This window comes from Psychromonas sp. (genome assembly GCF_983033635.1).
Window position 1 is genome coordinate 1 of record NZ_CEZLMY010000198.1, and the last position, 5,871, is coordinate 5,871.

General features: G+C 41.0%; 4 protein-coding genes. All 4 read left to right on the forward strand.

Annotated elements, in window-relative coordinates; genetic code table 11:
* A partial coding sequence (locus AC4GME_RS16660; protein ID WP_490379812.1) for a nucleoside transporter C-terminal domain-containing protein occupies positions 1–677 on the forward strand: 677 nt, incomplete at its 5' end.
* 600 nt (positions 678–1,277) lie between these two features.
* Complete coding sequence (locus AC4GME_RS16665; protein ID WP_490378444.1) at positions 1,278–2,924, forward strand: alpha-amylase family glycosyl hydrolase; 1,647 nt, start codon at positions 1,278–1,280, stop codon at positions 2,922–2,924.
* A gap of 698 nt (positions 2,925–3,622) precedes the next feature.
* Positions 3,623–4,642: a DUF4382 domain-containing protein gene (locus tag AC4GME_RS16670; protein WP_490378445.1), complete on the forward strand. Its 1,020-nt coding sequence runs from the start codon at positions 3,623–3,625 to the stop codon at positions 4,640–4,642.
* Between the two features lie 273 nt (positions 4,643–4,915).
* A partial coding sequence (locus tag AC4GME_RS16675; RefSeq protein WP_490379813.1) for a transporter substrate-binding domain-containing protein occupies positions 4,916–5,871 on the forward strand: 956 nt, incomplete at its 3' end.

Below are 5,871 nucleotides of genomic sequence, written 5' to 3' on the forward strand. Positions count from 1 at the left end.
TTAGTCTTGATTACCTTATTGCGGCATCATTTATGGCGGCACCTGGTGGTCTATTAATGGCTAAACTTTTAGAGCCTGAAACAGAAACACCAAAAGATGAAATGGACCAGTTAACTGATGAAGAACTAGAAGCTGATGCAGCTGGCAAACCAGTAAACGTAATTGATGCAGCGGCTTCTGGTGCATCTGACGGTCTTCACTTAGCAATGAACGTTGGTGGTATGTTAATCGCGTTTATCGCTTTAATCGCTTTAATCAACACTATCTTAGGTACTGTAGGCGGTGTATTCGGTCTTGATACTCTAACTCTACAAGTGATCTTAGGTTACTTATTCGCACCAATTGCGTTCCTAATCGGTGTTCCATGGTCTGAAGCGATGCAGGTAGGTAGTTTACTAGGTCAGAAACTAGTAGTGAACGAGTTTGTTGCTTACATCGACTTCGTTGGCATCAAAGATACTTTAAGCATGAACTCTCAAGTAATCGTTACTGTTGCTTTATGTGGTTTTGCAAACTTATCTTCAATGGCAATCTTACTTGGCGGTCTAGGTGTACTTGCACCATCACGTCGTCCTGATATTGCACGTCTGGGCTTAAAAGCAGTACTTGCTGGTACTCTATCTAACTTTATGAGTGCTTGTTTAGTGGGTATCTTCTTCGCAATGAGCGTAGCTTAATTTCATAATAACAACCCGTACCAATTACATTAAATGAACGTCTATTTACTGTGATTGGTATAACCCCAAGCGCTTGGAAACAAGTTCTGAGCTGCTTGGATCTCTTACTAAAGAAAATCAAAGTAAAAAAGCGGGGACAGCCAAAGCTTTTTGTTCTCCGAGAAGACAAACGCGCTGCCGTTTGTGGTAATCCTCCTAATATTGAGCTCAATGAGTAATGTTCCTGTAATTCCGCTTTACTTTCTCCTGCCATATCAAATAGTCAATTTCATAAGTTAATTTGTAAAAAATCACTGCAGGAAAGCTTTGGATGTCCTGTTTGTTGTTCTCCCTGTTTGTTGTTGCTCACTGGCTAATTAAGCTCCTCTACTGTGTAATCAATTGTCATTATGTAAAAATAACATCATCAACATTTGAAGTTATGAATGCAATTAATGAAATTTAAGTCAATAGGTGTGATAATGCCTAAATCCATTGCTTAAGTTATGGATTAACAAGAGTTTGTTTGGAAAAAGGTGACGGTCAGTGCACCACTAAAGATCATCATTACGCTACGCGCCCAGCAAGCTTTAATAATCAGCAAGTTTACAAGGACGAAAAATGCTTGTTTTTTCAAAAAAATATCACCTTAAAGCGCTCACCTTAGTAGCAATCACTGTCTTAGCTAGCGGCTGTGGTTCTAGCTCGGAAGATACTCCGAAAATAGACATTCCTATTGGTGAAGCTAAAGCCGAAACCCTACTGGACATGAGCCAAGTCGCTATCGATGACCAACCTGCACTCGCCAAAGATTGGCACAAAGGCGCAGTATTTATGGAGATTTTTGTACGCAGCTACAAAGATTCCGACGGCGATGGTATTGGCGATTTTGAAGGTCTGACCTCGCAACTCGATTATATTGCAGAGTTAGGCGTAGAAGGCATTTGGTTAATGCCTTTTAGCGAAAGCTCAGACAAAGACCATGGCTATGAGGTTGTTGACTACCGCAGTATTGAGAGCGATTACGGTACACGTGAAGATTTTGATGAATTCTTAAAACAAGCGCACGCACGCGGCATTGGCGTAATTGCTGATTACGTGATTAACCACAGCTCTGGCGATAATCCAGTGTTTATCGACTCCGATAACAATGCCGGTGGCAAACGCGATTGGTATATGTGGGAAGAAAGCGATCCCAAGTGGCTTAACCCTTGGGGAGGGCACGCTTGGCACAAAGGAGCCTACGGTTATTATTACGGGGTATTTCAATCCAACATGCCTGACTTTAATGTTGAAAACAGCGATGTTATGGAATTTCACTACGACAATCTACGTTACTGGTTAAACGCAGGTATTGATGGATTCCGCTTTGATGCGGTGGGGCAGCTAGTTGAAAATGGTCCCGATCAAACTACAGGTCAACCAGAAAACACGGCTATTCTTTACGGCTTGCAGCAGGTTGTTACTCAAGGTTACAGCCATCGCTACATGATCTGTGAAGATCCCACTAGCTCTGCTAGCGTAGTAAATGCAGCCGGCGATGACTCTTGCGGCTCTTCTTTCTCTTTTTATTTAAACGACTCAATTATGAGTGCGGTGCAACAAGGTTATGCCGGAAGTGATTTTACCGATAAATTAACGAGTTATCCCCTCGATAAGATGGGTATAGTACTGGCCAACCACGATCTATTTTCCGGTCATCGAATTTATGAACAAGTGGGCGGAGATGAAGCCAAATATCGCCTAGCGGCAACTACCTTGCTCACGTTACCGGGCCAACCCTTTGTTTATTACGGTGAAGAAGTGGGCATGGGGCATACCAAACATAGCAGCGGTGATTACCTGTTAAGGGCTCCAATGAGCTGGACTCATGAAGGAGGCTTTACCACTGGCACCCCTTATAGAGAAATTGCCACAAATACGGAAAACTACAATGTTACAAGCCAAATGGCGGATAACAGCTCGATTTACCATCACTATAAAAAACTAATACAACTGAGAAAAGCCACACAAGCTTTGCGCAGCGGCGACCTCACTGTATTACATGAAGGGGAGGTGTTGGCATATCGTCGTAGCATTTCTGCTAGTAATGTCTTAGTTGTACTTAACTATAGCGACAGCGCCCAAGACGCAAGCATTCCGCTAGAGGTCTCTTCAGCAGTGTTAAGTCCATTAGCGGGTTTCGGCTCAGGAAATGTCAGTCGCACTTCTGATGGAAGCTTAGCTCTGCAGCTTGCCGCGAATGAGATAAGGATTTATCAATACTAGCTAAGCCATTTTCAGAGGTAGCAAATCATAACTAAACAATGCTATCCCTCATTACATTAATGGTGAGGGATAGTTATTTTGGCGCATATACACAAATCAAATAAATTGGCAGCTTTTAATAAAGCTGTCACTTTATCATCGCACACACTTCCTTTAGTCATCAGGCCATTTTTTGTCGTATCTACAAAGGGAGTTTTAATACCAATCGGCAGTATTCAACAACCTGTGTCATTTCAGTAAACTAATAGAAAACGGAAATGACGCATGTCCAACTCATTTGATTTTGAATCTGCATTAAAAGCACTCCAATCAGGTAAATCACTTAATGGCAAAGACTGGGTTCTTACGTCTCTAATCACATTGAAAAAGTGGACAGGCAAAGCTTTGGCTGTCCTATTTGTTGCTCCGCAGGACATAAAAACCATCAGGATCACCCATTAGTAAGTTCTGGTCAACCTGGTATGCCAAAAGAAAGACCTACTTCAAGACTCAAGATTATTATTGTCTTCAAAAGATGCTTGTTCCTGCTGACATAACCTACCTTTTAATGCTGAAAATTTGACCCGGAAATAGCCGTTAGAGCCGCTGTTTATCTGGACTTTTATCCCCTAAATACTAGGATCAAGTTATGACGTATGGGAATGTCGACGTTATTCTGGTGCCGATTGATCATGCTCATAACTATCAATAGGTGATTTATGAAACACTTTAAAAATTTACTCGCGATCACTCTGTCGGGCTTACTGGCAGCTTGTGGTGGCGATGGAGATCCCGGCGCAGATCAGGCTACATTCAGTCTGGGCGTTTCAGACAATCCTTTCGATGCTGAAATTGTTCAAATTGCTTTTAAACAAGTGGTTCTCAAAAATAGTGATGGCGCTATCTCTTTCGATGTAGATAAACAACTGGTTGATCTTCTTACTGTACAAGGCTCAGACGTTGAAATGTTAGTGAGTGGCCAGTCTGTACCGCTCGGTGAATATCAGATGTGTATCTATATGGAAAATAGCGAAGAACCCGATATTACTAGTTCCTACGTCCATAATAAGGTTAGTAACAACGATGAAGGTTTAGTTACTAACAGTAACGGCTCTTGTGGGGGCGTTGGTGCAGAAGAGGAGGACACGGGGCGTCTGTTTTTTAATAAAACATTCACCATAGCTGCCGGCACTAATACATTTGTTGCAGAATTTGAGTTGGGTGAAGGGCTGCAAAGTCCTCATGGCAATAAAGATTATTGGACCTTAAAACCGACTTCAGTACAGTTAGTTAACGAATCTGAAGTGGGGGCTATCGCTGGGCAAGTCAGTTCTCAATTCAACGCTGATTGTGAAACAGACGCTAGTGGTCATGGCGTTGCCGTTGGCTATACTCATGCGGTTTACCTCTACCCTGGTGATACGCTGAAGGATAATATGGATGACTTTCGAACTGCAGACTCTATTGCACCGCAAGTAGCACCGATTGCTTCGGCTAGAGTTAACCCTGTTTATGACGATTCCGATCCCGAAGTCGTTATCGGTTATGAATATGAGTTTGGGTTTGTGGTTGCAAGTGACGATGGCTATAGCTTAGGTTACACCTGCGTGGCTCAAAATGACGATCCTGATTTAGAAGAGGGAATAACTGAAGGATTTATTATCTATAGGGCGCAGCAGGAGGTTGAAGTTACTGTAGGAGAAACGGCTGTAGGTGATTTTCCCGTACCTGCGCCTTAAAACAGCAGTATTATTTTTATTGGCACAAAAGCCGTAATAGCAAAAAGCATTACGGCTTTTTTATGGAGAACCTAAAGATGCATAGTCTGAACGGGTCGGCTGCCCTGTAACTAACACTATCTTTTATTCGCTATTTAGTGACCCAGCTAAACTATTCTGATTTTGCCCATAAATATTCAGTGAACGCGTTTGCCTTCTTAAATCATAAATAAAAAATACACTATAGTTAATTGGTTACAACAATTTATTTGCATTTGTGGAGTGAGTTCGGCAATGAAATTTTATCGCTTGTTATTTTTGTTTTTATGCTTTTTCCTCTCTTTCAATACGCAGGCTAAAACAAGCACATTAGCTGCGCGCGATACCATATCAATTGTTTATGCCAATGATACCCCTCCTTATAGTTTTTATAATTATGATTCCGAACAAGGGTTATTAATTGAAATATGGAGAAACTGGTCTGTAAAATCGGGAGTCGCGATAGAATTTATTGGCGTCCCACAAGAAAATACTCTTGCCTTACTTAACAAAGGACAGGCTGATATTCATATCGGTTTAATTACAACTGATATTAATACTCACTCTCTTAGCTTATCCGATCCTCTCTTATCGGTTAATCACCATATTTTTTATCGTAATAATTTACCGGCAATTAAGAATATTGAACAGTTAATGCCTTACCGGGTTGCTGTCTTAGCTGGCGAAGCGCAAGCACAGCTTACTGATAAGTTACCTCAATCATCAGCAGTTGTTTTTGATGATCTTCCTTCTCTTTATCATGCTGTTACAAATGGGGAAATTAGTGCCTTTATCTCTCCAATAGCGAGTTGGGAGTATTATTTAAAAAAACATAAAATTGAAAATAAGTTTATCTATTCCTCTTTGGTGATTTTTAAAGAAGATTATCGTGCAGCCATAACCGTTGGCTCATCTATTGATATCGAGGAGATAAATAGCGGATTGCAGAATATCTCGGATTTAGAAAAATCTCAGTTACAGATGCAATGGTTAATAGATAAGAAAAAAAACGAGAAGAAAACTTATCGTATCGCAGCTGATAGTGATTATGCTCCATTAAGCATGTTAAATACGCAGGGAAAAGCGGCTGGATTACTTATTGATATCTGGAAAGCATGGGCGGTAGCTGAAAATGTTAATGTAGAATTTATGTTTGATGATTGGAAAGAAAGCCTTGAGCTGGTTAAACAAGGAAAAGCAGATTTTCATAG

What these genes read in the sequence shown, in the direction of transcription:
- AC4GME_RS16665 (WP_490378444.1), top strand. Translation starts at nt 1,278, where the DNA reads ATGCTTGTTTTTTCAAAAAAATATCACCTTAAAGCGCTCACCTTAGTA.
- AC4GME_RS16670 (WP_490378445.1), top strand. Translation starts at nt 3,623, where the DNA reads ATGAAACACTTTAAAAATTTACTCGCGATCACTCTGTCGGGCTTACTG.